The 25,535-nt window shown below is 70.0% G+C and carries 23 protein-coding genes; 2 read left to right on the top strand and 21 right to left on the bottom strand.

Features of this window, described 5'->3' with window-relative positions; all coding sequences use genetic code 11:
* Positions 1 to 3: 3 nt before the first annotated feature.
* Positions 4 to 981, bottom strand: coding sequence for a phosphate ABC transporter permease subunit PstC (pstC, locus tag FVE89_RS29900; RefSeq protein WP_161393787.1), 978 nt, complete (start codon positions 979 to 981; stop codon positions 4 to 6).
* Between the two features lie 87 nt (positions 982 to 1,068).
* Positions 1,069 to 2,109 carry a phosphate ABC transporter substrate-binding protein PstS gene (pstS, locus tag FVE89_RS29895; protein WP_161393786.1) on the bottom strand — a complete coding sequence of 347 codons (1,041 nt, stop codon included), beginning with the start codon at positions 2,107 to 2,109 and terminating at the stop codon, positions 1,069 to 1,071.
* Between the two features lie 230 nt (positions 2,110 to 2,339).
* Here pstS and FVE89_RS29890 point away from each other — a divergent pair, with 230 nt between their 5' ends.
* Positions 2,340 to 2,585, top strand: coding sequence for a hypothetical protein (locus FVE89_RS29890; protein ID WP_161393785.1), 246 nt, complete (start codon positions 2,340 to 2,342; stop codon positions 2,583 to 2,585).
* Between the two features lie 23 nt (positions 2,586 to 2,608).
* Here FVE89_RS29890 and FVE89_RS29885 read toward each other — a convergent pair whose 3' ends face one another.
* The 15 genes from FVE89_RS29885 to FVE89_RS29815 form a co-directional block, all read right to left on the bottom strand.
* A complete protein-coding gene (locus FVE89_RS29885) occupies positions 2,609 to 2,809 on the bottom strand; it encodes a hypothetical protein (RefSeq protein ID WP_161393784.1) in 201 nt (66 codons plus the stop codon).
* A 117-nt stretch (positions 2,810 to 2,926) separates the two neighbouring features.
* Entirely contained in the window at positions 2,927 to 4,600 is a 1,674-nt protein-coding gene (gene recN, locus FVE89_RS29880; protein ID WP_161393783.1) for a DNA repair protein RecN, read from the bottom strand.
* A 277-nt stretch (positions 4,601 to 4,877) separates the two neighbouring features.
* Positions 4,878 to 5,759, bottom strand: a complete 882-nt coding sequence (locus FVE89_RS29875; protein WP_161393782.1) for an outer membrane protein assembly factor BamD — start codon at positions 5,757 to 5,759, stop codon at positions 4,878 to 4,880.
* Between the two features lie 190 nt (positions 5,760 to 5,949).
* Complete coding sequence (gene lpxC, locus FVE89_RS29870) at positions 5,950 to 6,897, bottom strand: UDP-3-O-acyl-N-acetylglucosamine deacetylase (RefSeq protein WP_161393781.1); 948 nt, start codon at positions 6,895 to 6,897, stop codon at positions 5,950 to 5,952.
* Between the two features lie 436 nt (positions 6,898 to 7,333).
* Complete coding sequence (gene ftsZ / locus FVE89_RS29865) at positions 7,334 to 9,070, bottom strand: cell division protein FtsZ (protein ID WP_161393780.1); 1,737 nt, start codon at positions 9,068 to 9,070, stop codon at positions 7,334 to 7,336.
* 86 nt (positions 9,071 to 9,156) lie between these two features.
* On the bottom strand, positions 9,157 to 10,479 hold the full coding sequence (ftsA, locus tag FVE89_RS29860; protein WP_161393779.1) for a cell division protein FtsA: 1,323 nt from the start codon (positions 10,477 to 10,479) through the stop codon (positions 9,157 to 9,159).
* Between the two features lie 52 nt (positions 10,480 to 10,531).
* Entirely contained in the window at positions 10,532 to 11,473 is a 942-nt protein-coding gene (locus FVE89_RS29855; RefSeq protein WP_161393778.1) for a cell division protein FtsQ/DivIB, read from the bottom strand.
* Complete coding sequence (locus FVE89_RS29850) at positions 11,440 to 12,363, bottom strand: D-alanine--D-alanine ligase (protein WP_161393777.1); 924 nt, start codon at positions 12,361 to 12,363, stop codon at positions 11,440 to 11,442. The genes FVE89_RS29855 and FVE89_RS29850 overlap by 34 nt, the downstream gene beginning before the upstream one ends.
* 58 nt (positions 12,364 to 12,421) lie before the next feature.
* Positions 12,422 to 12,628 carry a type II toxin-antitoxin system HicB family antitoxin gene (locus tag FVE89_RS29845; RefSeq protein WP_161393776.1) on the bottom strand — a complete coding sequence of 69 codons (207 nt, stop codon included), beginning with the start codon at positions 12,626 to 12,628 and terminating at the stop codon, positions 12,422 to 12,424.
* Positions 12,628 to 12,822, bottom strand: coding sequence for a type II toxin-antitoxin system HicA family toxin (locus FVE89_RS29840; protein WP_161393775.1), 195 nt, complete (start codon positions 12,820 to 12,822; stop codon positions 12,628 to 12,630). Before FVE89_RS29840 ends, FVE89_RS29845 begins: the two co-directional genes overlap by 1 nt.
* Complete coding sequence (gene murB / locus FVE89_RS29835) at positions 12,809 to 13,762, bottom strand: UDP-N-acetylmuramate dehydrogenase (protein WP_161393774.1); 954 nt, start codon at positions 13,760 to 13,762, stop codon at positions 12,809 to 12,811. The genes FVE89_RS29840 and murB overlap by 14 nt, the downstream gene beginning before the upstream one ends.
* A complete protein-coding gene (locus FVE89_RS29830) occupies positions 13,759 to 14,283 on the bottom strand; it encodes an endonuclease domain-containing protein (protein ID WP_161393773.1) in 525 nt (174 codons plus the stop codon). The genes murB and FVE89_RS29830 overlap by 4 nt, the downstream gene beginning before the upstream one ends.
* 4 nt (positions 14,284 to 14,287) lie before the next feature.
* On the bottom strand, positions 14,288 to 15,694 hold the full coding sequence (murC, locus tag FVE89_RS29825) for a UDP-N-acetylmuramate--L-alanine ligase (RefSeq protein ID WP_161393772.1): 1,407 nt from the start codon (positions 15,692 to 15,694) through the stop codon (positions 14,288 to 14,290).
* 51 nt (positions 15,695 to 15,745) lie between these two features.
* Positions 15,746 to 16,855: an undecaprenyldiphospho-muramoylpentapeptide beta-N-acetylglucosaminyltransferase gene (gene murG, locus FVE89_RS29820; protein ID WP_161393771.1), complete on the bottom strand. Its 1,110-nt coding sequence runs from the start codon at positions 16,853 to 16,855 to the stop codon at positions 15,746 to 15,748.
* Complete coding sequence (locus FVE89_RS29815; protein WP_161393770.1) at positions 16,852 to 18,018, bottom strand: putative peptidoglycan glycosyltransferase FtsW; 1,167 nt, start codon at positions 18,016 to 18,018, stop codon at positions 16,852 to 16,854. Before FVE89_RS29815 ends, murG begins: the two co-directional genes overlap by 4 nt.
* 348 nt (positions 18,019 to 18,366) lie before the next feature.
* Between FVE89_RS29815 and FVE89_RS29810 the strand changes: the two genes are divergently transcribed.
* On the top strand, positions 18,367 to 19,842 hold the full coding sequence (locus FVE89_RS29810; RefSeq protein WP_161393769.1) for a PAS domain-containing methyl-accepting chemotaxis protein: 1,476 nt from the start codon (positions 18,367 to 18,369) through the stop codon (positions 19,840 to 19,842).
* Positions 19,843 to 19,851: 9 nt separating this feature from the next.
* Here FVE89_RS29810 and murD read toward each other — a convergent pair whose 3' ends face one another.
* The 4 genes from murD to FVE89_RS29790 form a co-directional block, all read right to left on the bottom strand.
* Positions 19,852 to 21,216, bottom strand: a complete 1,365-nt coding sequence (gene murD / locus FVE89_RS29805; protein ID WP_161393768.1) for a UDP-N-acetylmuramoyl-L-alanine--D-glutamate ligase — start codon at positions 21,214 to 21,216, stop codon at positions 19,852 to 19,854.
* Between the two features lie 204 nt (positions 21,217 to 21,420).
* Positions 21,421 to 22,506, bottom strand: a complete 1,086-nt coding sequence (gene mraY, locus FVE89_RS29800) for a phospho-N-acetylmuramoyl-pentapeptide-transferase (protein ID WP_161393767.1) — start codon at positions 22,504 to 22,506, stop codon at positions 21,421 to 21,423.
* Positions 22,507 to 22,594: 88 nt separating this feature from the next.
* Positions 22,595 to 24,046, bottom strand: a complete 1,452-nt coding sequence (locus FVE89_RS29795; RefSeq protein ID WP_161393766.1) for a UDP-N-acetylmuramoylalanyl-D-glutamyl-2,6-diaminopimelate--D-alanyl-D-alanine ligase — start codon at positions 24,044 to 24,046, stop codon at positions 22,595 to 22,597.
* A gap of 18 nt (positions 24,047 to 24,064) precedes the next feature.
* On the bottom strand, positions 24,065 to 25,525 hold the full coding sequence (locus FVE89_RS29790) for a UDP-N-acetylmuramoyl-L-alanyl-D-glutamate--2,6-diaminopimelate ligase (protein ID WP_161393765.1): 1,461 nt from the start codon (positions 25,523 to 25,525) through the stop codon (positions 24,065 to 24,067).
* Between the last annotated feature and the right edge of the window lie 10 nt (positions 25,526 to 25,535).

Here is a 25,535-nt window from a genome sequence, read left to right as displayed (position 1 = left end):
TCCTCAACCAACCCGTACGCGTGACGTCAGGATGCGCGCGGCGATCAGAACGATGAAGGTGATCACGAACAGGATGCAGCCGAGCGCCATCAGGGCGTTGAGCTGCATGCCGTCCGCCTCGTTGAACTCGTTGGCGATCCGGGACGCGATGGTCGAGCCGGGATCGAAGATCGAGGCCGAGAGGCGATTGGCGTTGCCGACCACGAAGGTCACCGCCATCGTCTCGCCCAGCGCCCGGCCGAGGCCGAGCATGATCGCGCCGATGATCGACACCGAGGCGTGCCGGATCAGGACGAAGCGCGTCACCTCCCAGGTGGTGCAGCCGACCCCGTAGGCGCTCTCGCGCAGGATCGTCGGGATCTGATCGAGCATGTCGCGGGCGATCGAGGCGACGAAGGGCACGATCATGATCGCCAGGATGATGCCGGCGGTGAGCACGCCGACACCCGACGGAATGCGGGCATACAGCACGGTGCCGACGATCGGCAGCCCTTCGACGACGTTCGAGATCGGGATCTCGATGAAGCGGGCGAAGAGCGGGGCGAAGATGAACAGTCCCCACATGCCGTAGATGATGCTCGGCACCGCGGCGAGGAGTTCGATCGTCATCGCCACCGGCTTGCGCGCCCAGCCCGGGCAGAGCTGCGTCAGATAGATGGCGATGCCGAGCGAGATCGGGACGCCGATGACGAGGGCCAGCAGCGCGGAGGTCAGCGTTCCGATCACGGCCACGAGGGCGCCGTACTGCTCGGTGCCGACGTTCCAGGCGCTGGACGTCAGGAAGCCGAAGCCGAACTCCCGGAAGGCGGGCAGGCCGCCATAGACGATGGAGCCGATGATGCCGACGAGGGCGGTCAGAACCAGGAGCGCGGCGCCGTAGGCGCAGCCGCGGAACAGGGCGTCCAGATTCCGGCTCGGCCCCTTCCGCGTGACGGCAGTATGGGTTCGGCCGAGGGCAATCGTTTCAGTCAAAGCGGACATCCGCGGTTCTCTGCGAAAGATGACGTGGGTAGCGCGGCGCGATCCCGGAAGCGAGGGAGGAGGCCGAAACCTCCCCCCCGAACTTGCCTACATGTTGAAGACCGGCTTTCCGTCCTTGCCCTTCACGTTCTTCCACTCCTCGTGGATCAGCCCCACGACGTTGTCGGGCAGCGGAACATAGTCGAGATCGGAGGCGAGCTTGTCGCCGTTCTTGTAGGCCCAGTCGAAGAACTTGAGCACATCTGCCGCCTTGGCGGCATCGGCCGGATCCTTGTGGACCAGGATGAAGGTCGCCGCCGTGATCGGCCACGCATCATCGCCCGCCTGATTGGTCAGCGAAATGCCGAAGCCCGGAGCCGACTTCCAGTCGGCGCTGGCCGCGGCCGCCTGGAACGCCTTGTCGTCCGGCTGCGGGAACTTGCCGGCCTTGTTCTGCAGCAGGGCGTAGGCGAGCTTGTTCTGCTTGGCGTAGGCCGATTCGACGTAGCCGATGGAGTTCGGCACCTGCTTCACGGTGGCGGTCACGCCCTCGTTGCCCTTGCCGCCCTGACCGACCGGCCAGGAGATCGTGGTCGCCGCGCCGTATTCCTTCTTCCACGTATCCGACACCTGGGACAGGTAGGTCGTGAAGATGTTGGTCGTGCCCGAGGCGTCGGACCGGTAGACCGGGGTGATATTGGTGTCGGGCAGCTTCAGCCCGTCATTGAGCTTCGCGATCCGCGGATCGGTCCACTTCGCGATCTTGCCCGCGTAGATATCGGCCAGCACGTCACCGGTGAGCTTGAGCTTGCCTGGCTCGACCCCGGCGATATTCACCACGGGCACCACGCCGCCCATGACGGTCGGGAACTGGACGAGGCTGTCCTTGGCGAGCTGCTCGCCCTTCAGCGGCGCGTCGGTGGCGCCGAAATCGACTGTCTTGGCCTGGATCTGCTTGATCCCGCCGCCGGATCCGATCGACTGATAGTTCAGACCCGAGCCGGATTCCTTCCTGTAGGCCTCGGCCCACTTGGAGTAGACCGGGAAGGGGAACGTGGCCCCTGCCCCGGTGATGTCGGCGGCCAGGGCCGCAGACGCCAGCTGTACCGTGGCGAGGCCGACGGCGAGCGCGTAAGCGAAGGGTCTCATGGAATCTCCGTTGCCGTCGGGCAAAAGCCGGCACCACTCCGCCGGCATGCTCATGCCCGCGGCAGAGCCTTGCGGCCGGTCTGTATGAAGACCCGATGCCGGCCGCCCGATGGGTGCGCGGTTACGACAGGTAGATGACACCGGCATGACATCGCGCCGCAGGTCATGCGGCACGGTTTGCGGGTCTCGCGCGTTCCTATCGGCAGCGGCAGGGCAAGGAAGTCAGTATCGTGGAGCGCGAAGGCGCCGATTCAGCGACGGAGACCGACCCAGCTTGGCTTGCCCTGCATGCCGAGCGGGAAGCCCTGGAGCGCGCCCTGGCCCTCGCACAGGCGCGCCAGAAATTCAGCAGCGATCCGGATGCGGCAGCGGCGGCGCGGCGCGAGGAGGCTGATCTTCTGATCAACCTCGACCGGGTGCTCACCCTGATTCGGGCAGCCGAGTATCGCCGGAGGCCGGGGGCGCGCCGCTGGTAAGGCGTGGGCACCGCCGGATCGGTCTAGCTCGCCCGGCGAAGCTCCCGCTCCTTCTGACGCAGGCGCAGGAGCAGTTCGACATGCGTATCGGTGATCGGCTGCGTGTCCACGCTGCCTTCGTAGACGGTGCGGAGCGTCAGGCCGAGCTGGCGCGTATCGATCGCGCGCTTCTGCGGCTGTTCCGCGTCCAGAAGCGCCCCGGAATCGACGACTGACGGCTTCATCTCCCCCTCCCGCCCTTCGACCGCCCAAAACCCGCTGCGGTGCCGGGACGTGGATAATGTCGTCGCGAATGGTTAACGAAACGTTACCGTCAACTTACGGTTAAGCTTACCCGCCGCTCAACCATCGGCCCCCTGGAGGAGCCGTGCCGCGGCGGCCCGGGCTTCGTCGGTCACCGTCGCGCCCGCGAGCATCCGGGCGATCTCCTCGCGACGCTCCGCCACCGGCAGGCTTGCGACGCGGGTGGCGACGCGTCCCGCGCCCTTCACGGGCGCCTTGGCGATCAGGAAATGCGTCTCGGCGCGCGCCGCCACCTGCGGTGCGTGGGTCACGGCGACCACCTGCACCGTCGCGGCGAGCCGGGCGAGGCGCAGGCCGATGGCATCGGCCACGGCGCCGCCGACGCCGGTATCGATCTCGTCGAAGATCAGCGTCGGGGCCGAACCCTTGTCGGCCAGCACCACCTTCAGGGCGAGCATGAACCGCGACAACTCGCCGCCCGAGGCGACCTTCATCATCGGCCCGGGCTTGGTCCCGGGATTGGTCTGCGCCCAGAACTCGACCCGGTCGGTACCGGCCGGATCGCGCGACTCGGGATCGGTGACGATCTCGGTGATGAACCGGGCGCGCTCCAGCTTCAGGGGGGGCAACTCGGCCTTCACGGCGGCGTCGAGCTGCTTGGCCGCGCGCCGGCGGCCGGCGCTGAGCTTCTCGGCCGCATCGGCGTAGGCGGCCTCCGCCTCGGCGAGCGTCCGTTCCAGCCCCGCCAGGGCCGCTTCGCCGGCATCGATCGCCGCCACGTCGCCGGCGTAGCGCTCGGCGAGAGCCGCGAGTTCGTCGGCCGGGACGTCGTATTTCCGCGCGGCCGCCCGCAGGGCGAACAGGCGCTCCTCGACCCGTTCCAGGTCGCGGGGATCGAATTCGGTCTCGGCCACCGCTGCGTCGAGGACGGCGCGCGCCTCGTCGAGCGCGACCATCGCGGCGTCGAGGGCGTTGACGCAGGGGGCGACCAGGGCCGGGAGCTGCGCGGCCCGGCGCTCCAGCTTGCGCAGGGCGGCGGAGAGATGGGGCACCCCGGAATGGGGGCCGCCCACCGCGTCCAGCGCCTCGTTGAGCTCCCGGGCCACCTTCTCGGATTGCTGCATGATGCTGCGGCGCTCGGCGAGCTGGGCCTCCTCGCCGGGCTGCGGCGCGAGTGCGGCGAGCTCCTCCACGGCGTGGCGCAGGAAGTCCGCCTCCTTGCGGGCCGCCTCCACGCGGGCGCGGTGCTCGGCGAGGTCGGAGCGGGCGGTGCGGACCGCCCGGGAGGCCGCGGCGACCTTGGTGAGATGACCCTGCAGGCCGCCGAATGCGTCGAGGATGGCCCGGTGTGAGGCCGGATCGGCGAGCGCCCGGTCGTCGTGCTGTCCGTGGATCTCCACCAGGGCCGCGCCGATCGCCCGCAGCACCTGAACGCCCACCGGCTGGTCGTTGACGAAGGCGCGGGTCCGGCCGTCCGCCATCTGGGTCCGGCGCAGGATCAGGTCGCCCTCCGTGTCGATCTCGGCCTCGGCGGCGATCCGGCGGGCCGGATGGTCGAGGGGCAGATCGAACACGGCGGTGACGACGCCCTGCGCCTCCCCGTGCCGGACGAGGCGGCCGTCGCCGCGCCCGCCCAGCGCCAGGGCGAAGGCGTCGAGCAGGATCGATTTGCCCGCGCCGGTCTCCCCGGTCAGGACGCTGAGTCCTGAGCGGAAATTCAGTTCGAGGCGGTCGATCAGAACGATGTCGCGGATCGCGAGCTGCGCCAGCATGCGGCGGGGGCATTCCTCAGGAGGGGACCGCAGACATAAGGCCGTCGCGGCGCCGATTCACCCCAAAAATGCGCCGCACAACGGGAAAGGCCCGGAGCGGATGCTCCGGGCCTTGATGTGTCCGTGGCGGTCTGAACCTATCGCGTCATGGTTTCGAAAGGTCGAGACTTTTCGCGGGTCCAGGACAGAGCCCTGGTCGATCTCAAGGCTCCGCCCTGAGAACCCGCCAAAGGGCTTCAGCCCTTTGGAAACCCGGACTCGCGGATGAGACGCGCCCTCACTCGGCCGAGGCGGTCTTGCCCGTGACCGTGCGGTAGATCTTCGACAGGAACGAGGTCTTCTCCTCGCGGGGCTCCAGACCGTTCTGGGCGAGCAGTGCGTGCGCGTCCTTGTACCAGGGGCTCTCCGGGAAGTTGTGGCCGAGCACCGCGGCGGCGTTCTGCGCCTCCTGGGTGATGCCGAGCGCCCAATAGGCCTCGGTCAGGCGCTCCAGCGCCTCCTCGGCGTGGCGGGTGGTCTGGTACTTGGAGACCACGTCGCGGAACCGGTTGATCGCCGCCGGGAAGTTGCGCCGCTCCAGGTAGAAGCGGCCGATCTCCATCTCCTTGCCGGCGAGCTGGTCGCGGGTGATCTGGATCTTCGCCTTCGCGTCGGCGGCGTATTCCGAGGTCGGATACTTCTGGACCAGCTCCTGCAGGGCGGCGAGCGCCTTCTCGGACCGCTCCTGATCGCGGGTCACGTCCGGGATCTGCTTGTAGTTCGACATCGCCATCAGGTACTGCGCGTAGGCCGCATCCTTGCTGGCCGGGTGCCGCTGCAGGTAGCGCTTCGAGGCGCTGATCGCGTCGTCGTATTTCTGGCCCTCGTAATTGGCGTAGGCCGTCATCAGCAGCGCCTTCCGGGACCATTCGGAATACTGGTACTGCTTGTCGAGGCTGTCGAACTTCTTGACCGCGCCCTCGTAATCGCTGTCCTCGAGCTTGGCCAAGCCGTCGCTGTAGAGCTTGTCGGCCGGGACGTCCGGGACGACCTCGGGCTTGTACTTCTCGGCGAAGAGATTCGTCGGGTCGAAGTCGCAGCCGCCGAGGCCCAGGCCGAGGACGGCCACGAGGGGGGCCGCGAAGGCCGCCGCCCGGCGGTGACGAAAGGTGACAGGCATCTGGCGCTCTTTCCCGGAAGCGGCGCCATCCCGCGCCGTCATGCCATCGCGTGCGTGGATCCGACCCGCTGGGCCGTGCCCGCCGTTCACGGACCGTTAAACCGTGCCGTTCGATTCGGGCACGAAAGCGGCAAGGCTGAGGCGGGCCGGATCGTTCGCCGACTGTGTCCCGCGGGTCACAGGTTGAGGGTCAGAGGTCGCTCGCGAAGGCGGCGATACCCAGACCGACGCCGAGCTCGGAGAGCGCGGTCTCGCGGCGCGGACCCTGCGCCTCGACGATGGCGTAATTCGCCCGGTCGGCCAGGAGGGTGGAGAGCACGCCGACATTCATCCGGTGGCCGCCGCAATAGGAGCGGTAGGCGCCCTGGATCGGCAGGCCGGCCAGGGCGAGGTCGCCGACCGCGTCGAGAATCTTGTGCCGGACGAACTCGTCCGGGAAGCGTAAGCCTTCGGGGTTGACCACGGCGGTCTCGCCGACCGCCACGGTGTTCTCCAGGGAGGCGCCGAGGGCAAAGCCCGCTTTCCAGTAGCGCTCCACGTCCCGCATCATCCCGAAGGTGCGGGCACCGGCGATTTCGCGGCGGTAGGAGGCGGGCGACAGGTCCATCGCCTTGCGCGAGCGGCCGATCACCGGGCTCTCGAAATCGATCTCGACATCGAGGCGGAAGCCCCGGTCGATCGGACGGAGTTCCGCGAAGGACCGGCCGGCCTCGATGCGGACGTGGCGCAGCACCTTGAGCCAGCGGCGGGGCGTGCCGCAGGTGGCGATCCCGACTTGATCGATCGCCTTGACGAAAGGCAGCGCGGAGCCGTCGAGGATCGGCATCTCGGGCCCGTCGATCTCGATCAGCGCGTTGTCGACGCCCAGGCCGAACAGGGCGGACATCAGATGCTCGACGGTGGCCACCGCGCCGGTCTCGACGTCGCCCAGGACGGTGCAGAGCTCGGTGGCGGAGACGAGGGCGTGATGCGCCTTGATCAGGCGATCGTTGCCGTGGGGCGTACCGGTGCGGAGGAAGGCGATGCCGTGATTGGCGGGTGCGGGCCGGAGCGTGATTTCGGCGGGGTTCCCGGAATGGACCCCGATGCCCGAAAGAGTCGCCGGCCCTTTGAGGGTCGTCTGTTTCAGCGTTCGCATTCCTTAGCCCCCGGCCGCGATCAGGTTCCGCCATTCCGACCGGGAACGGGAGAAGACTGACTGATCCGTCCGCTGCTTGATGCCCCTGCTCACGCGATCAGGTTGTATCCCGATGCATGTCTCGTCGGTCTCGGTGCTTCTATAGCTGCACCGCACAGGGCAGCCAAATCACGGATTCTTACGCTCTGTTACAGACACGCTTGCGGTCCGGCAGGCGCAAAAGGCTGTGTGTTCAAGGGCTTAAAAAATGGTTAACGCGTGGCTAACCGGCGGCCGATCTGTGTCGCGGATGCACCAGCCGTCCCCGGAAGACACAATCAGGGCGTCTCCGATGACGCCTGCAGCACCAATTTATAAAACCTGAAATTGTATTCGCGACGCAAAAGGGCCGGCGGTTGCCCGCCGGCCCCTGTTCCCGGTCGACCCTTGTGCGGCTTCAGTTCGCCTGGCGGCGGAGGAAGGCCGGGATCTCCAGCTGATCGTCGTCCATCATCCGGGTCTGGGGCGCCACGCGCCCTTGAGCGTCGAGGTTGCCCTGGGCCGGACGGTATTGCGGCACCGCCGGGGCGGCCGGCGCGCGCGGCGCCGGCGGGACGTGCGGCTGCGCCATCTGCGGCTGCGGCGCGGCGGAATTCACCCGCGCGGCGGGAGCGCCCTCAAGCTCGTCGCGACGCCCGCCGAAGCCCACCGTGGCGAGGCGCCGCAGCAGCGACGTCCGCTTCGATTCCGGGGCAGCCTCCTCCTGGGCGCGGGTCGCCAGGATCTGATTCTGGGCGATCGGCGGCAGCTCGTGGATCTGCGGCATCCGCGGGGCGCGGGCCAGCGGCGCGCCGCCCGGGGCGGCGGGACGCGGCGGCACGAACGGGCCGGCCTGGAACTGCGGCGCGGGCTCGGCCGGCTGAGGCGCGGGCGGCGGGACGAAGGGGGCTGCGGCCCGCGGCTGGACCGGGGCGAGCACGACGTCGTCACGGCTCACCGGAGCGACGGGCTCGCGGCTGACCAGCGGCTCGGACCGCATCTCCGGGGCCGGCAGCGGCGCGGGGGCCGGAGCGGGCGCCGGGGCCGGAGCGGCCGCCTCGGTGCGGATGCTCGGCACCGGCGAGGCGGCGCGCGAGCGGGCCTCGGCGCGCAGGCGCTCGGCAACCTCGGCGATGCGCTGCTCGGTCTCGGCGATGGCCGGGTTGTTCGGCGAGTTCGCCGAGATCAGGGCCGGCTCGATGCCGGTGGCGACCACCGACACGCGGATGATGCCGTCCAGGCTCTCGTCGAAGGTGGCGCCCAGGATGATGTTGGCGTCCTGATCGACCTCCTCGCGGATGCGGGTGGCGGCCTCGTCGAGCTCGTAGAGGGTCAGGTCCGAGCCGCCGGTGATCGAGATCAGCAGGCCGCGGGCGCCCTTCATCGAGACGTCGTCGAGGAGCGGGTTGGCGATGGCGGCCTCGGCGGCGCGGTTGGCGCGCTTCTCGCCCGACGCCTCGCCGGTGCCCATCATGGCCTTGCCCATGCCGCGCATGATCGCCCGCACGTCGGCGAAGTCGAGGTTGATGAGACCCTCCTTCACCATCAGGTCGGTGATGCAGGCGACGCCCGAGTAGAGCACTTGGTCGGCCATCGCGAAGGCGTCGGCGAAGGTGGTCTTCTCGTTCGCGACCCGGAACAGGTTCTGATTCGGGATCACGATCAGGGTGTCGACCGCGGCCTGCAGCTCCTGGATGCCCGACTCGGCGGTGCGCATGCGGCGCATGCCCTCGAACTGGAACGGCTTGGTCACGACGCCGACCGTCAGGATGCCCATGTCGCGGGCCGCCCGGGCGATGACCGGGGCGGCGCCGGTGCCGGTGCCGCCGCCCATGCCGGCGGTGATGAAGCACATGTGGGCGCCCGAGAGCTGATCGCGGATCTCGTCGATCACCTCGTCGGCGGCGGCCGAGCCGACCTCCGGGTGCGAGCCGGCACCGAGGCCCTGGGTCACGCCCAGGCCCATCTGGATCACCCGCTCGGCCTTCGAGGAGGTGAGCGCCTGCGCGTCGGTGTTGGCCACGACGAACTCGCAGCCCAAGAGGCCCGACTCGATCATGTTGTTGACGGCGTTGCCGCCAGCGCCACCGACGCCGAAGACGGTGATGCGGGGCTTCAGTTCCCGGATGTCCGGCGCCTGGAGTGTGATGGCCATGGTGTCGAGCCTCTCGCTAACTGTGCTGTCCGTGCGACGCCGCGGCGCCGGATTCTCTTCAATCCGCCCGTGGGGCGGGGGCGAAACTAGAAGCTGTCCCGGAGCCAGCGGCCGACCCGGTTCAGGTAGTTGTCGGTTCCGGTCGCCGCGAAGGCGCCGTGCCCGCGCGGCTCGAAATGCTCGGCATGGGCCACCTGCGGGTAGACCAGCAGGCCGACCGCCGCCGAGAAGGCCGGACCCTTGGCGGCTTCCGGCAGGCCGCGGATCCCGAGGGGGCGGCCGATCCGAACCTGGCCCTGGAGGACGCGCCGGGCGACCTCCGGCAGGCCGACGAGCTGGCTGGCGCCGCCGGTGAGCACCACCCGCCGGCCGGCCTGCGCGGCGAAGCCGGCCTCGCGCAGGCGGTCGCGCACCAGCTCGACCACCTCCTCGACCCGCGGCTTGATGATCCGCACGAGCTGCGAGCGCGGGATGTGGGCCGGGGCCTCGCCCTCGTCCTCGCCGACCCCGTGCACGGCGATCATGTCGCGGTCATCCGACGGGGTGGAGAGGGCCGAGCCGTAGAGGGTCTTCAGCCGCTCGGCCGCCGCCATGCGGGTGGAGAGGCCGCGGGCGATGTCCATGGTGACATGGTGGCCGCCGACCGCGACCGCGTCCACGTGGACGAGGTGGCCGCCCGAGAACACGCCGACGCTGGTCGTGCCGCCGCCCATATCGACGACGCAGACGCCCATCTCGGCCTCGTCGTCGACCAGCGCCGACAGGCCGGCCGCGTAGGGCGTGGCGATCACCGCCTCGACCCCGAGATGGCAATGCTCCACCGCCAGCATGACGTTGCGGGCCGCGGCGAGCTCGCTCGTGACCACGTGCAGATCGACGCTGAGCGCCTCGCCGATCATGCCCGACGGGTCGATCACGGCGCCCTGCCCGTCCAGCGCGTAGCCGGTCGGAAGGGCGTGGAGCACGGCCCGGCCGGGGCTGACGCCGTGGGCGCTCGCGGTCTCCAGCACCCGCTCGACATCGCTGCCCGTGACGGTGCCGGAGCGGACGTTCACCCGCGCCTGGAAGTGCTGCGAGGCGAGCCGGCCGCCCGACATGTTGACGATGACCGACTGGACCTCGACCTTGGCCATCCGCTCGGCGGCGTGGACCGCCTGGCGGATCGCCCCCTCGGCGGCGGCGAGGTCGACGATGGCGCCGCCCTTCAGGCCGAGCGAGCGCTGGTGGCCGATGCCGATGATGCGGGCGAGGTGCGTCCGGCCGCGGAGCGTGGTCAGCGCCTCGGCGGGCTGCAGCTCGGCGATGAGGCAGACGACCTTGCTGGTGCCGATGTCGAGCACCGACAGGGTGGTCGAGCGTCGGGCCGAGAGCGGCTTCAGGCGCGGCGTGAGGCCGTGGTGGCTGTGCATGGACGCTACCGGACGCGGGGTGCGGGACGGGCGGAGGTCTTGGTCGAGGGCATCAGCTGGCCGCGCCCTTCTTCTTCGCCTTCTGGGCTTCCGCACGGGCGGCGGCCGCCTCCTCGGTCAGGCGCACCACGAGGCGGTCCGGCATGCGCAGGTCCACCGCGATAATGTCCTTCTCCAGGAGGCCGGCCTCGCGCTCGTACTTGACGAGGCGGGCGAGCGCGGCCGCCGGATCGGTCTCGGGCAGGCGCACGTCGACGCCATCGAGCTTGAGCGTCCAGCGCCGGCCGGAGACGTAGGTGCCGGCCTTGATCCGCTCGGCCAGCGGACCGGCCGAGGCGATCAGGGCGAGGTATTCCGGGAGCTTGATGTTGGCGTCCTCGCCGACCACCAGGGGCAGGCTGGCGTAGCGGTCGTCCCGCATGGCATCGATGACGGTGCCGTCGGCCGCGATGACGCTGATCTCGCCGTTCTTCTGCCAGAGGGCCGCGGGCTCGCGCTCCACCTGGGTGATGGCGATCTCGTTCGGGTAGATCTTGCGGACCGAAGCCTGGGCGATCAGCGGCACGCGCAGCAGCTTCTCGCGCACGTCGGCGACGTCGAGGAACGGCACCGAGGAGCGCCAGTCGATGCCGGCGGCGGCCAGAACCTCGCGCTCGTACATCCGGGAGATGCCCGAGATGGTCACGCGCTCGACCCCGAAGCCCATCAGCCGCGCGGCGATATCGAGCGGGCGGCCCTGCTCGGCCACGAAGGCGTCGTAGCGCCCGCTCGCCACGAAGCCAGCCAGCGCAAAGGCCGCGAAGGTCATGGAGACGGCGACCGTGCCGGTCCCGCGGGACAGGCGCGCCGTCAGCCGCTGACCGGAGCGCGCCCGGCGAACCGAGAGCGACCGGGACGGGAGCCGGCCCATCACGGCTCCGGCAAGGCGCGCGGGACCGCTCCGGCCGGCGTCGCCGCCGCTCAGCGATTCAGGGAAGCGTCCTCCACCATCCATCGGACGAGCTCACCGAAAGTCAGGCCCGCATGGGCCGCCATATCCGGCACAAGGCTCGTCTGGGTCATGCCGGGTTGCGTGTTGACCTCCAGGACCACGAGCCGCCCGGTTCCACCCGGCGTATCGTCGAATCGAAGGTCGGCACGGCTGACGCCCCGGCAGCCCAGTGCTTGATGCGCCGTTAACGCCAGTTCTTGGACACGCTGGTAAACATTTGGTTTAAGTTCGGCCGGCAGCACGTGCACCGAGCCGCCGGGGGCGTACTTCGCGTCGTAGTCGTACCAATCCCCCGTGGCGGCCTTCACCTCGATGACGCCCAGCGCGCGGTCGCCCATCACCCCGCAGGTGAGTTCGCGGCCGGCAATGTAAGGTTCCGCAAGGACTTGCTCGCCGTAGGTCCATTCGTCCGAGGCCAGGATCTGGGGCGGGTGCGAGCGGCCGTCGCGCACGATGATCACACCCACCGATGAGCCTTCCGCGTTGGGCTTTACGACGTAGGGTGGTGGGAGGACGTGGGCTCTGGCGGCCTCAAGACGGTTAACGAGGCGACCCTCCGGCACGTCCACGCCGGCCGCACGCAACACGGTCTTGGCGCGTTCCTTGTTCATCGCGAGCGCCGAGGCGAGGACGCCGGAATGGCTGTAGGGGATCTTCAGGATCTCCAGCAGGCCCTGGATCGTGCCGTCCTCCCCGTCCGGGCCGTGCAGCGCGTTGAAGGCGACATCCGGCCGGAGCGCGGTCAGCACGGAGGCGATGTCGGGGCCGACATCGACGCGGGTCACGCGGTAGCCCTCGCCTTCCAGCGCGTCGGCGCAGGCCTTGCCGGAACTGAGCGAAACCTCGCGTTCGGCGGAGGTGCCGCCCATGAGGACGGCGACGTGCTTGGACATGGTGGGCACCTCGAATAGGTCAGCGCTGGACCGGTCTTTGGAAGCGTGATCGATCGCGTCAGGCGTCGACGTATTCGGCGATGCTCGTCGGCTGCGGCACCGGTTCGCCATCGGCCTGTAGGCCCTCAATGTGAAAGCGGATCGCATCGCGGATCTCGCGCTCGACCGCCTCGACCGTGGCTGCCGTCGCGATGCAACCGGGGAGATCGGGGACATAGGCCGCGACGTTGTCGCCGGCCCGCTCGATGATCACCGCGTAGCGCATCACCCATTCCTCTTGAGTCCGGCCTGCTTCAGGATGCTGTTATGCGTCCCGGGAGCGATCTCGTCGGACGGGGCACCCGCAATGGTTACGCGTCCGGGCTTGATGGGGTGTTTGAATTGGCGGTGGCTCCTCCGCGTCGCTACGAGAAAGCAACCGTCCGTTTCGATCAAGCGGATGAGTTCACGGACCTTCATGTCCGCCGCGCTCTTCGTTCGCGCCGGCGGGCAACCCGATCCGTCGGATCTCCCAGCGTAGCGCGACGCCACTGGTCTCTCGCACCCGCCGGCGGACTTCCTCGCCGAGATCCTCGATATCGGCCGCGGTCGCGCCACCGGTGTTGATCAGGAAGTTGCAGTGCATCGTGCTGACCTGCGCCCCACCCCGGGTGAGGCCCCGGCAGCCGGCGGCGTCGATCAGCTGCCACGCCTTGCCGCCCTCGGGATTGGCGAAGGTCGAGCCGCCGGTGCGCTCGCGGATCGGCTGGGCGGCTTCGCGGGCCGCCGTCACCCGCTCCATCTCGGCCTCGATGGCGGCCCGGTCGCCCGGCTTCCCGCGGAACAGCGCGCGGGTGAAGATCACGTCCTCCGGCGCCTCCGAATGGCGGTAGGAGAAGCCCATCTCGGGTTGGCTGAACGTGCGCAGCGCGCCACGCCGATCGATGCCGCGGGCCTCGACCAGCACGTCGGTGGTCTCGCCGCCATGGGCGCCCGCATTCATGCGCAGCGCCCCGCCGATCGAGCCCGGGATGCCGCGGTAGAAGGCGAGCCCGTCGAGCCCGGCCTCGGCGGCGGCCTTGGCGAGGCGCATGTCGGGCACGGCGGTGCCGACTGCCAGGGTCTCGCCATCGACCGCGATGCTGCCGAAGGCTTTCCCCCCTAACCGCACCACCACGCCCGGCACGCCGCCGTCACGGACGATGAGGTTGGAGCCGAGCCCGATCACCGTGACGGGGACATCCGGTTCGAGGGCGGCGAGGAGGCGGGCGAGATCCTCCTCGTCGGCCGGGGTGAACAGCACCTCGGCCGGTCCGCCGACGCGGAACCACGTGAGGTCGGCGAGCGGCTGGTCGGCGAGAAGACGCCCGCGCAGGTTGGGCGCGGCGGCGCGGATGCGGTCGTGGAGGGATGCGGTCATGGGTGTCTCTCCCCTCGCCCCGCCTGCGGGGAGAGGGCTCCGGCGACCTTGTCGTCGTCGGAGCGAGGCGGCAGCCGAGGGTGAGGGGGCGGTTCCGGATGTGTCTCGACCGGAACCGCCCCCTCACCTTCGCCCTTCGGGCTCGCCGCGCTTTCCCCCTCTCCCCGCAGGCGGGGAGAGGGGGAAAGCGCGGCTAGGATCGTGTCTAGGACACCGACGATGTTGTTCACGACTTCGGCGTTCCAGAAGCGAAGGATGCGGTAGCCCTGCGCGGTCAGCCACGCGTCGCGAACGCGATCGTGTTCGCTGTCGGCATGCTGACCGCCATCCAACTCGATGATCAGTCTTGCGTCGCGGCAGCAAAAGTCGGCGACGTAGCGTCCGACTGATTCCTGTCGCACGAATTTGAAGTCAGCTAGACGTCGGTCGCGCAGCCGGTACCAAAGGCGGCGCTCGGCCTCGGTCTGCGACTCGCGCAGGCCCCGCCGGAAACGGGTCCGTTCCGGGTCGGCCTCGCGCATCCCCTCACCGCCCCCGCGCGGCGAGCTCATCCGGCAGCGCGTAGGCCCATTGGGTGATCGTGCCGGCGCCGAGGCACACCACGTAATCCCCCGGCTTCGCCAGCTCCGCGATGATGCCGGCGAGTTCCTCCGGCCGCTCCAGCGCCCGTGCATCCCGGTGGCCGCGCGAGCGCAGGCCCGCCACGAGGCTGTCGCGGTCGAACCCCTCGATCGGCTGCTCGCCGGCCGCGTAGACCGGCGCCACGATCACCGTGTCGGCGTCGTTGAAGCAGGTGCAGAAATCGTCGAACAGCGATTGCAGCCGGGTGTAGCGGTGCGGCTGGACCACCGCGATCACCCCGTGCTCGGTCGAGGCCCGGGCGGCCTTGAGCACCGCCTTGATCTCCACCGGATGGTGCCCGTAATCGTCGAAGATCGTGGCGCCGTTCCATTCGCCGGTGCGGGTGAAGCGCCGCTTGACGCCGCCGAATGCGGCGAGCGCGTTGCGGATCGCCTCGGGCTTCACGCCGAGCTCGTGCGCCACCGCCAGCGCCGCCGTGGCGTTCAGCGCGTTGTGCTTGCCCGGCATCGGCAGGACGAGATCCTCCATCTCCATCCGGTAGCCGGGGCGGCGGTCGCGGATCATCACCCGGAAGCGGCTCTGGCCGCCGCGCAGGTCCACGTCGATCAGGCGGACATCGGCCTGCGGGTTCTCGCCGTAGGTGATGATCCGCCGGTCCTCGATATGGCCGACGAGATCCTGCACCACCGGATGGTCGATGCACATCACCGCGAAGCCGTAGAACGGGATGTTGTCAATGAAGCGCCGGAACGCGTCCTTGATGGCGTCGAACGAGCCGAAATGGTCGAGATGCTCGGGATCGATATTGGTGACGATCGCGACATCGGCCGGCAGCTTCAGGAAGGTGCCGTCGGACTCGTCGGCCTCCACCACCATCCACTCGCCCGCACCCATCCGGGCATTGGTGCCGTAGGCGTTGATGATGCCGCCGTTGATGACCGTCGGGTCGAGGTTGCCGGCGTCGAGGAGCGTGGCGACCAGGGAGGTCGTCGTGGTCTTGCCGTGCGTGCCCGCGATGGCGACGCAGGACTTGAAGCGCATCAGCTCCGCCAGCATCTCGGCGCGGCGCACCACCGGCAGGCGGCGCTCCCGGGCGGCTTGCAGCTCCGGGTTGTCGCGCCGGATCGCGGTCGAGACCACGACCAGCGCGGCTTCCTCGACATTCTTGGCGTCGTGCCCGACGAAGGTGCGCATGCCCTTCTCGGCGAGGCGCTGGACATTGGCGTTGTCGGAGGCGTCCGAGCCCTGCACCGTGTAGCCGAGATTGTGCATCACCTCGGCGATGCCGGACATGCCGATGCCGCCGATGCCGATGAAGTGGATGGGGCCGAGCTTGTCGGGCAGCTTCATGGGTCGAACCGTCTGGTGGCGGGACCGCCGGTCGCGGAATCCCTCGAAAGATCAGGTGCGGGCGGCCGTCTCGACGACGACCTCGGCCAGCCGCTCGGCGGCGTCGTGGATGCCGGCGCTTCTGGCCGCATCGGCCGCCGCGGTCAATTTTGCCGGCGTCGCGAAGCAGGCGGTGAGCTCCGCGGCGAGGCGATCCGGGGTGAAGTCCGATTGCTTCACGGCGAGCGCCGCCCCGATCGCGTCGAGGGTCGCGGCGTTGGCGGCCTGGTCCTGATCGAGCGAGCCGGGCAGCGGCACGAGGATCGCCGGGCGGCCGATCGCCGCCAGCTCCGAGACCGTCGAGGCGCCGGAGCGCCCGATCACGAGGTGGCTCGCGGCCATCCGGGCCGGGAGATCCTTGAAGAACGGCGCCGCCTCGATCCCGGCGAGCCCCATCGCGAGGTAGCGGTTCTGCACGGCCGTCAGATCCTCGGGCCGGACCTGCTGGACGAGGTGCAGGCGGGCGCGCAGCGCATCGGGCAGCCGCGCGATCGCCTCGGGCACGACCTCGCCCATGACCCGGGCGCCCTGGCTGCCGCCGAACACGAGGAGCCGCAGAACGTCACCCGCGCCGAAGGCCGGATACGGGACCTTCGCCGCCTCGATGACGGCCGGGCGGAGCGGGTTGCCGGTGTGGATGCGCGGGGCCTTCGCCTTGTCGGGCACGCCGCGCACCTCCTTGAAGCCGGTGGCGATGGTGCGGGCACCGCGGGCCAGGAAGGCGTTGGCCCGGCCCATCACGGCGTTCTGTTCGTGCAGGATCGTCGGCACGCGCAGGATCTGGCCGGCGAGCACGGGGGGCACCGTCGGGTAGCCGCCGAAGCCCACGATGGCCGCCGGGTTGATCCGCCGGATTTCCTTCGCGGCGACGCCGAAGCCGCGGCCGAGCGTCAGCACGGCGGCAGCCCGTTTCAGGGGCGCGCGTCCGGAGGGCGTCGCCGAGGCGATCGTCACCACCTCGGAGGCCGGGAACTCGGACGCGATCGCGTCGACCCGGGCGTCGGTGGCGAGCGCCACCCGGATGCCGCGGGCACGCAGCGCGTGGGCGAGGCTCTCGGCCGGGAACAGGTGACCGCCGGTGCCGCCCGCGCAGAGCAGGATCGTGGGGGTGAAGACCGTCACCGCATCACTCCGGCCACGGTGGCGGGTGTGGTGCCGGGGGGCTTCTGGCTGAGCAGCACGCTGCGCGGGCGCTTGCGGGTCAGGGCGACGAGGAAGCCGGTGCCGAGGGCGAGCGAGAACATCGACGAGCCGCCGAAGGAGACGAAGGGAAGGGTCATGCCTTTCGCCGGCATGAGCTGGGTGTTCACCGCCATGTTGATGCACGCCTGAAGGCCGAACAGGGTCGTCAGCCCCGTGATCGCCAGCCGCGAGAACGTATCGTCCGTGCGCCGGGCGAGCTTGAGGCCGCGCAGCACGATGTAGGCGAACAGGGCGACGAGGCACAGGCAGACGAGGACGCCGAATTCCTCACCGATCACCGAGAACAGGAAGTCCGTATGCGCGTCGGGCAGGTGGCGCTTGGCCACCCCCTCCCCCGGGCCGGTGCCGAACCAGCCGCCCGAGCGGAACGATTCCCGCGACCAGAAATCCTGGAAGCCGCCGCCGGAATCCCGGTCGAGGAACTTGTTGAAGCGCTCACGCACGTGATGGAAGAACATGTAGGCCGCAAAGACGCCGCCGAGCCCGAGCACGCCGAGCACCGCGACCCAGATCAGGTGCAGGCCGGCCACGAAGAACAGCGCGCACCACACCATGGTGATCAGCATGGTCTGTCCGAAATCGGGCTGGAGCAGCAGCGGCACGATGGTGATCGGCAGGAGGAGCAGGGCGAGGATCCCGCCCGGCATGTCGCGCCGCTGCGCGCCCTCCGAGAAGGCCCAGGCGGCCACGATCACGAAGGCCGGCTTCACGAATTCCGAGGGCTGCAGGCCGAAGGAGCCGAACTGGATCCACCGGTGCGCGCCCTTGATCTCCGGGCCGAATTTGCCCGCGAGCAGGCACAGGGCGACGCCGCTGATCCAGGTGAACAGCGCCATCCGGCGGATACCGCGCAACGACAGGAACGACACCGCACAGATGATCAGGATGGTCGGCGCGAGATACATCGCCTGCCGGTTCAGGAAGTAGAAGGTCGGCAGGCCGATGCGCTCGGCCACCGGCGGGCCGCCGCCCATCAGGAAAACGAGTCCGGCCACCATCAGCGCGAACAGGGCCGCGAGCAGGCCGCGGTCCACGGTCCACCACCAGTCGGTCAGGGGGGTGCGTTCCGCGCGTGACATCATGTCGGGCGACGACTCCAGGCCGCGCGGACGACGATCCGCGCGGGTTGGGCCGGATCCTCGGCAGGAATGGTAAACGGAGGCTTAGGGCCGCGCCCCCTTGGCGTTGCGCGCCGGCCTGACCTCGCGCCTCCGTCTCACCATGCTCGCGCGTGGGACCCGCGTTGGTTGCAGTGGCCGGCGCTCTCCGGCCGGTCGCGTCGGCCCCGGAACGAGAATTCGTGTTTATTGCATCGCTAATACTTGTATGAAGATACGCTGTGTTAATTTCGGTCGTGCAACTTCCGGATGTAAATATCCGGCGGTACGGAGCGCGAGGCGACCGGTCCGCCAAGCGGAAGCCGACGCGCCATGTTCCAGACCCTGTCCGTCCGTGAATCCCAGGCCAAGCTTGCCGCCCTCGACCGTGTCCAGGGCGTGATTGAATTCGATCTGGCGGGCCGCATTCTCGCGGCGAACCAGAACTTTCTCGATGTCGTCGGCTACACGCTGCCCGAGATCGTCGGCCAGCATCACAGCCTGTTCATGGACGCGGCCCAACGCGACTCCGAGGCGTATCGGGGATTCTGGGAGCGGCTGCGGACCGGCGCGTTCGAAACCGGCCAGTTCCAGAGGGTGGGCCGCGGCGGTCGTCCGATCTGGATCCAGGCCTCCTACAACCCGATGCTCGATGGCCGGGGGCGCCCCTACAAGGTGGTCAAGTTCGCCACCGACATCACCCGACAGCGCACCGAGGAGGCCGACCGTGCCGGCCAGATCGCGGCGATCGACAAGGTCCAGGCGGTCATCGCCTTCGATCTCGACGGCACGGTGATCGACGTCAACGACAATTTCCTGACGACCATGGGGTATACCCGCGGTGAGATTCTCGGCCGGCATCACAGCCTGTTCGTCGAGCCCGGCTACCGCGACAGCGAAGCCTACCGGGCGTTCTGGGCCGCCCTGCGCCGCGGCACCTATCAGGCGGCGCAGTTCCGCCGGGTCGGCAAGGGCGGGCGCGAGGTCTGGATCCAGGCGTCCTACAACCCGATCCTGGATGCGAGCGGGCGGCCTTATAAGGTGGTGAAGTTCGCCACGGATATCAGCGAGCAGGTCCATCTGTTCGCCAACCTGCGTACGCTGATCGACCAGAACTTTGGCGAGATCGAGCAGGCGGTGGCGCATTCGACCAAGGCGGCGGCGCTCGCCTCCTCGGCCGCGGATTCGACCTCCGGCAACGTCCAGACCGTGGCGGCCGCCGCCGAGGAGCTGGCCGCCTCCGTGGCCGAGATGTCCCAGAGCATCGTGCGCTCCCAGGGCGCCACCGACACCGCCTATGCCTGCGTGCAGGATGCCGACGCCCACACCAAGCGGCTCGCCGACACCGCGACCGCGATGACCAGCATCGTCGGCCTGATCCAGAACATCGCGGGCCAGATCAACCTGCTGGCGCTCAACGCCACGATCGAGGCGGCCCGGGCCGGCGAGGCCGGCCGCGGCTTCGCGGTGGTGGCCTCCGAAGTGAAGGCACTCGCCGATCAGGCGGCCCGCGCCACCGGGCAGATCAACGGCGAGATCGCCAGCGTCCAGCGGGTCTCGCAGGAAGTGGTGGAAGCGCTGAGCTCGATCGGCGCCTCGGTCTCGGTGATGCGCGAGACGGTGGTGGCGACCGCAGCCGCCATCGAGGAGCAGAGTGCGGTGACCCGCGACCTCGCCGAGAGCATGCAGAGCGCCTCCGGAGCGGTCACGGCGATCACGGGCAATATCGGCGCGATCGTACAGTCTGTGGCCGGCGTCTCGCAGGCGGTGGGGACCACCCGCGAGGCCGCCAAGGTGCTGGCGCGCTGAGGCCAGCCCTCAGGGCAGCGCCTGCACCAGCGCGCGGAAGCGGTTGCCGCGCACCTCGAAATTCGGGAACTGGTCGTAGGAGGCGCAGGCCGGCGAGAGCAGGACCACCGGCTCGGGCGCGCCCGAGGCGGCGGCGTTCTCGGCGGCCTTCTCGACCGCCACGTCCAGCGTCTCGCAGCGTGTGTAGGGCACGGCGCCCTCCAGGGTCGCCGCGAAGGCGTCCGAGGCCGCGCCGATCAGGTAGGCGTGGGCGACCCGCTCGAAATACGGAACCAGCGGGAAGATGCCGCCGTCCTTGGCCTTGCCGCCGAGGATCCAGTGGATGTCGCGGAAGGCCAGGAGCGCCTTCTCGGTGGAATCCGCGTTGGTCGCCTTCGAATCGTTGACGAACAGCACGGGGCCGCGCCGCCCGACCTCCTCCATCCGGTGCGGCAGGCCGGGGAACGAGGTCAATCCGGCCTGGATCTGCTCGGCGGTGAGACCCAGTGCCCGCGCCACCGCCACGGCGACGGCCGCGTTCTGCCAGTTGTGGGCGCCCCGCAGGGAGCCGATGCCGTTCACCTCGGCGAGCGCCGTGCCGTCCGGCTCGCGGACGATGCCGTCGCGCACGGTCAGGGCATCGGTGGCGAGCACCTCGCCGTGCGGCACGTGCACCCGCACGAGGTCGGTGCCGCGCCGTTCGGCGATGGCGCGGCTCGGCGCATCGTCGACGCCGACCACCGCCAGGGCCGCACCCTGGATCAGCCGCTCCTTGATGGCGGCGTACTGCTCCATGGTGCCGTGGCGGTCGAGGTGGTCGGGCGTGATGTTCATCAGCACGCCGATGCTCGGATCGAGGCCGGGCGTCAGGTCGATCTGGAACGACGACATCTCGATCACGTGGACCCGCTCGGCCGAGGGCGGCTCCAGGGACAGGATCGCGGTGCCGATATTGCCGCCCATCTGAACATCGCGGCCCGCTTGCGCGAGGACGTGGGCGATGAGGGCCGTGGTGGTCGATTTGCCGTTGGTCCCGGTGATCGCCACGAACGGTGCCCCCGGAGCCTGGGCACGGCGCTCCCGGCAGAACAGCTCGATGTCGCCGATGACCTCGACCCCGGCGTCGCGCGCACGGCGGACGCTCCAGTGCGGCTCGGGATGGGTCAGCGGCACGCCGGGGCTCAGGACGAGGGCGGAGAAGCCCGACCAGTCCGCCTCGCCGAGATCCTGGACGGTGATCCCGGCCTCCTGCGCCCGGGTGCGGCTCGCGGCGCTGTCGTCCCAGGCCCGCACGTCGGCGCCGCCCGCCTTCAGGGCCTGGGCGGTGGCGAGGCCGGAGCCGCCGAGGCCGAACAGCGCGACGGTCTTGTCCTGAAAGACGGTAACAGGTGTCATGCGGAACTCTGGATGCGGCGGCGAACCCGGCCGATCCAACCCTCACCCGCATCCTGAGCTGCCCGCGCAGCGGGGCTCGAAGGCGGGCTCCAGGATCACGCGGCCGGCTGGAGGGCTCCTTCGAGGCCTCCGCGACGCTCCGGCCCCTCAGGATGAGGGTTAGACTGGCACTGGCCGTTCGAGACGGGTCTTTAGCACAGTTTCTCAGCGCAGCTTCAGCGTCGCCAAACCGGCCAGTGCCAGGATCACCGCGATGATCCAGAACCGGATCACCACCTGCGGCTCCTTCCAGCCCTTCTGCTCGAAATGGTGGTGGATCGGCGCCATGCGGAAGACGCGCTTTCCCGTCAGCTTGAACGAGGCGACCTGGATGATCACCGACATCATCTCCAGGACGAACAGGCCGCCGACGATCGCCAGGACGATCTCGTGCTTGGTCGCCACCGCGATCGTGCCGAGCAGGCCGCCGAGGGCGAGCGAGCCGGTATCGCCCATGAAGATCTGGGCCGGCGGCGCGTTGAACCACAGGAAGCCGAGGCCCGCCCCGATCACCGCGCCGCAGACCACCGCGAGCTCGCCCGTGTCGCGGACGTAGTTCACCTGCAGGTAGCTCGCCGTGAACGAGTTGCCGACGAGGTAGGCGATGAACCCGAAGGTGCCGCAGGCGATCATCACCGGCACGATGGCGAGCCCGTCGAGCCCGTCGGTCATGTTCACCGAATTCCCGGCGCCGACGATCACGAAGGCGCCGAACAGGGGATAGAACCAGCCGAGGTTCAGGAGCGCGTCCTTGAACACCGGAAAGGCGAGCTGGTTCTGAAGGGCGGCGGGGGAATAGACCGCAATGGTGACGCAGGCGGCGAGCGCGATCAGCGCTTCCAGGGCCAAGCGGAACTTGCCAGAAAACCCCTTGTGCGACTGCTTGGTCACCTTGAGGTAGTCGTCGTAGAAGCCGATCGCGCCGAAGCCGAGGGTCACGGTCAGCGTGATCCACACGTAATGGTTGCGCGGATTGGCCCAGAGCAGGATCGCCACCACGGCGCCCGCCAGGATCATCAGCCCGCCCATGGTGGGGGTGCCGCGCTTGGTCAGCAGGTGGGTCTGCGGCCCGTCCTCGCGGATCGGCTGGCCCTTGCCCTGGCGGATGCGCAGCAGCGAGATGATCCAGGGTCCGAACCAGAACACGAACAGGCCCGCCGTGAACAGCGCGCCGCCGGTGCGGAAGGTGATGTAGCGGAACACGTTCAGCGGCGTGAAGGTGCCGCTCAGTTCCGAGAGAAGGTACAGCATCCGGGCGCTCGGCCCCTTCGTTCAGGCGAGGGTTTCAGGGGGCGGCACCGATCGTCGTGGACGCTCGGCCGCAGCGATCAGGGGGCGATCACGGGGCCGCCGCGAGGGCGCGCCGCGCCGGGTCGAGCGCGTAGCGGGCTTTCAGCGCCTCGACAATCCGGCCCATGCGGCTGCCGTTCGATCCCTTGATCATCACGGCATCGCCCGGGCGCAGGATCCGCGCGAGCGGCTCGATCAGGTCGGCGGCGGTGTCGGCGACGCCGCCCCGGCGGCTCACCGGCAGGGCCTCGAACAGGTTGCGCATGAGCGGGCCGGATGTGAAGACGAGGTCGATCTGCGCCGCCTCGATCGTCTCGGCGAGGCCGCGGTGGAGGTCTGGGGCGGCGGCGCCGAGTTCCAGCATGTCGCCGAGCACCGCGATGCGGCGCCCGCGTGGGCCGGTCTCGATGCCGGCGAGGGTCGCCAGAGCGGCGCGGACCGAGGCGGGGTTGGCGTTGTAGCTCTCGTCGACGAGGTAGGCGGTGCCGCCCTCGATCTCCAGCGCGGTGCGCGCCCCGCGCCCCACGGGTGGAGACAGCGTGCCGAGCGACAGTGCGGCCCGGGCGAGGTCGGCGCCGAGCGCGTGGATCACCGCCATGACGCCGAGCGAGTTCAGCGCGGTGTGGCGCCCGGCAGTGCCGAGCTTGTAGGTGACGGGTTCACCCATCACGACGGCGTCCACCACCGACAGGTCAGGGCGCAGCACGATCCGCTGGGCGCGCACGTCGGCTTCCGGATGCTCGCCGAAGCTCACGATGCGGCCGGCCCGGGACGCCTGCGCGTGGGCGACGAGGCGGTCGAAATGCGGGCCGTCGCGGTTGATGATCGCCACGCCGCCGGGCTGAAGCCCGGAAAAGATCTCGCCCTTGGCGTCCGCGATGGCGGCGAGCGAGGCGAAATGCTCGATATGGACCGGCTCGACCGTGGTGATCAGCGCGATGTCGGGCCGGACCTGGGCGGTCAGCGGCACGATCTCGGCCGCGTGGTTCATGCCGATCTCAAACACGCCGTAGCGCGTCACGGCGGGCATCCGCGCGAGCGTCAGCGGCACGCCCCAATGGTTGTTGTAGGAGGCCGCCGAGGCGTGGGTCTCGCCCTGCTCCGACAGGACGTGGCGCAGGGCCTCCTTGGTGCCGGTCTTGCCGACCGAGCCCGTCACCGCCACCACCTGGGCCATGGTCCGGGCGCGGGCGGCGGCGCCGAGGCGGATCATCGCCGTCAGCACCGGATCCGCGCCGGCCTCCGGCACCGCCAGCAGGGGGCCGTGCACCGTCAGCGCGTCCGCGCGATCCTGGCGCACCACAGCGGCCCCGGCCCCGCGGCCGAGGGCGTCGGCGACGAAATCGTGGCCGTCGCGCGCCTCGCCCCGGATGGCGAAGAACAGGTCTCCGGGTTCAAGGGTCCGCGTGTCGATCGACGCGCCGCCGATCGCGCGCTCCGCGCCGATCAGACGGCCGCCGGTGGCGGACTCAAGCTCCTCGCAGGTCCAGAGTGCGGTCATCATGAATCCCCGTCGCCGTCAGGCGGCCGCGTCGGCGATGGCGGCGCGCAACACCGCGTGGTCCGAGAACGGCAGGGTGCGATCCCCCACGATCTGGCCGGTTTCATGACCCTTGCCGGCAACCACCAGCACGTCGCCCGGCCCGAGCCGGCCCACGGCGGTCCGGATCGCCTCTTCCCGGTCGCCGATCTCCTCGGCTCCCGGCGCCGCCGCCAGGATCGCCCGGCGGATCGCGGCGGCCTCCTCGGTGCGCGGGTTGTCGTCGGTGACGATGACGACATCGGCGAGGCGCTGCGCGATGGCGCCCATCAGCGGGCGCTTGCCCCGGTCGCGGTCGCCGCCGCAGCCGAACACCACGACCAGACGGCCGGACGCGAAGGGGCGCAGCGCCGTCAGCACGCTCTCCAGCGCCTCGGGCTTGTGGGCATAATCCACGAGGCAGAGACCGCCCCGCGCCTCGCCGATCCGCTCCATGCGACCCGGCACGCCGGTGAGATGGTCGAGGGCCGCGAAGACGCCGTCCGGATCGGCCGCACCCGCCGGCGTTGCGAGCGCGAGGCCCGCCGCCACCAGGGCGTTCTCGACCTGGAACTCGCCGACGAGCGGCAGCCGCAGCGTGCGGGAGCCTGCGCCCGCGACGAGCCGGACCGCCTGGGCGAACCCCTCCGTCCGAACGGATTCGACCCGCAGGTCCCGACCGGCGCGCCCGACCGTGCGCACGGGCCGTCCGGCGGCCTCGGCGGCGGCGATCACCCGGTCGGCATAGGCTCCGTCGGCATTCACCACCGCCGGGCAGCCCGGCGGCAAGAGATCGGTAAAAAGTCTCAGCTTGGCGGCGAGATACGCCTCGATGCTCGCGTGATAGTCGAGGTGATCCCGGCCGAGATTGGTGAAGCCGGCCGCCACGAGCCGCACGCCGTCGAGGCGGCGTTGCTCGATCCCGTGCGAGGAGGCCTCCATGGCCAGCTCCGTCACGCCCTCATGGGCGAGCCGCGCCAGGGTCTCGTGCAGCGTCACGGGATCCGGGGTGGTCAGCGAGCCGTACTGCGCGCCGCGGTTGGTCACGATCCCGACCGTGCCCAGGCTCGCCGCGTCGCGGCCGAGGCGCGACAGGATCTGGCGCACGAAGTCGGCGACGGAACTCTTGCCGGCGGTGCCGGTCACCGCCACCACATTCTCCGGCTGCGAGCCGGCGAACCGCGCCGCCGCGAGGGCCAGCGCGCGCCTTGCATCCGCGACCGCGACCCAGGCGACCGCCTCCGGGAGATCCATGGGGCGGGCGCCCTCCCCCGCCACCGCGACGGCGCCGCGATTGGCGGCCTGGGCGGCGAAGCGGCGTCCGTCCGCCTTCGTGCCCGGCACGGCGACGAACACCGTGCCGGTGGCGACCTGCCGGCTGTCGGCGGTCAGGCCCGTCACCATGAGATCGGCGGCCGGGCCGGAGGCTTCGGGAAAGAGTTCGACGAGCCGGGCCGTCATGACACCCCCC

The organism is Methylobacterium sp. 2A (assembly GCF_009806555.1).
Taxonomy (GTDB): Bacteria; Pseudomonadota; Alphaproteobacteria; order Rhizobiales; family Beijerinckiaceae; genus Methylobacterium.
Note: the sequence above shows the minus strand (reverse complement) of the source record. Positions and strands in the feature narration are given on the sequence as shown.